The 2,174-nt window shown below is 70.3% G+C and carries 2 protein-coding genes; both read right to left on the bottom strand.

The window, feature by feature from the left end; translation table 11 throughout:
• The coding region (locus tag VNS22_RS19285) for a xanthine dehydrogenase family protein molybdopterin-binding subunit (protein WP_349261843.1) at positions 1 to 1,487 on the bottom strand (1,487 nt) is incomplete at its 3' end.
• An 11-nt stretch (positions 1,488 to 1,498) separates the two neighbouring features.
• A partial coding sequence (locus VNS22_RS19280) for an FAD binding domain-containing protein (RefSeq protein WP_325735297.1) occupies positions 1,499 to 2,174 on the bottom strand: 676 nt, incomplete at its 5' end.

The raw sequence follows: 2,174 nt of genomic DNA, 5'->3' as shown, positions 1-2,174 counted from the left end.
ATGGCATCGGCGGCGATCTGCGCCAGGATGGTGTAGGTGCCGGTGCCGATGTCGGCCGTGGCCGTCGCCACCTCCAGGCGGCCATCGGCCGAGAGGACCGCGCGGGCACTGGTCTGCTGCATGGAGGCCTCCCAGAACCCGGTCGCCAGGCCCCAGCCGATCAGCTCCCGCCCTTCCCGCATCGAGCGGGGCGCCGGGTTGCGCCCGGACCAGCCGAACCGCTCCGCACCCTGGCGGTAGCAGTCCCGGAGCTGCTTGCTGGTGAACGGGTTGCCGGTGTTGGCGTCCTCCTCGGCATAGTTCTTCAGGCGCAGCTCCAGCGGGTCGATGCCGGCTGCATGGGCGAGCTCGTCCATCGCGCATTCCAGCCCGTACACGCCGGTGGTCGCACCGGGTGCGCGCATGTCGGACGGCGTATAGGTGTGGAGCTTCGCCAGCTTGTAGTCGAACGCCACGTTCGGGCAGCGATAGCCCAGGCCCGACCAGTTGACGACGACCTCCTGGTAGTCCTCGAAGGTCGAGGTGGCGGCCACCGCCTCATGGCGGATGGCGGTGAGCCGCCCGTCCCGGTCCGCCCCCAGCGCCAGGTGCTGGATAGTGTGCGGCCGGTAGGTGAGCGTGAACATCTGGTCCCGGGTGAGCGTCACCCGCACCGAGCGCCGGAGGTCGAGCGCCGCCATGGTCGCCAGGAACAGCTGGTACTGCGGCCGCAGGCCCACCCCGAACGCACCACCCACGAACGGCGAGACGACCTGGACGTCGTCCGGGGCGAGGCCGAACACCTCGGTGAGATATTCCTTGGAGGCCAGCACGCCCTGGATCTTGTCGTAGACCGTCAGCTTGCCGTCCTTCCACACCACCGTGCTGGCGTGGGTTTCCATCGGGTTGTGGTGCTCGGCGGCGATGAAATAGGACGCCGCCACCTTGACCGGCGCTTCGGCCAGCGCCCGCTCGACATCGCCCCTGGCCGGCGGCGGCGGCTCGATCCCGGAACGCTTCTCGGGCGGCTCGTAGGCGTTCTGCTGCTCGGCGGCGAGGTCGGTCCGGAAGGGCTCTTCCCGGTAGGTGATCTCGAGCAGCGAGGCGGCATAGGCCGCCACCTCCAGGCTCCGCGCCACCACGAGCGCTACCGGCTGGCCGCTATAGACGATCTTCGCGCCCTTGAGCGGCCGGAACGGGATGCCGGGCGGGGCCACCTGGTCCTGGTAGGTCGATTCGAACCAGGGCTGCCTCGGCCGGTTCTCGTGGGTGTACACCCTCACCACGCCTTCGACCGCCTCGGCGGCACGTGTGTCGATCCGCTCGATCATGCCGTTGGCGAGTGCGCCGCCGGACACGACATGGCCATACAGGAGGCCATCGGCCGGGAACTCGGCGGCATAGCGCGCCTGGCCCGTGACCTTCCTGGCGCCGTCGACCCGGCGCTGGCCGGTGCCGACATAGCCCCTCACCGGGGACTGTCCAGGAGCGGTGGAAACTTGCGCCATGGTCCTGCCCCTCACTGGATGCGCTTGTCGGACTGGGACTGCGGCGTGCCCGCCGCCGCCTGCTCCAGCGCACGCACCACCGCGCGGCGCGCCAGCTCGATCTTGAAGTCGTTCTCGCCAAAGCCCCTGGCGCCGCTCAGGATCCGGTCGGCCGCCTGCGCGAAGCTCGCCCGCTCCGCCGGCCGGCCCTTCAGCGCCTCCTCGGCCGCCTCGTCCCGCCATGGCTTGTGCGCGACGCCGCCCAGCGCCAGCCGCGCCTCGGCGATCCTGCCGTCCTCCAGCCGCAGCGCTGCCGCCACCGACACCAGGGCGAAGGCATAGGAGAGCCGCTCGCGCAGCTTCAGATAGGTGTAGTTGGTGTCAAAACGCTCGGCCGGCAGGTCGACCGAGAGGATCAGCTCGTCGGGCCTGAGATTGTTGTCACGCTGCGGCTCGTCGCCCGGCAGCCTGTGAAACTCGCCGAACGGGATGGTCCGCTCTCCGTCCGGGCCTGCCACCCGCACGCTCGCACGCAGCGCGGCCAGCGCCACGCCCATGTCGGAGGGGTTGGTGGCGATGCAGTGCTCGCTCGTCCCCAGGATCGCATGCTGCCGGTTGATCCCGCCGATGGCCGAGCAGCCCGAGCCGGGGGTGCGCTTGTTGCAGGGGGTGGCGGTGTCGTAGAAATAGACGCAGCGCGTGCGCTGC

It is taken from the genome of Geminicoccus sp., assembly GCF_035556675.1.
Taxonomy (GTDB): Bacteria; Pseudomonadota; Alphaproteobacteria; order Geminicoccales; family Geminicoccaceae; genus Geminicoccus.
This window is presented reverse-complemented; position numbering and strand designations above follow the sequence as displayed.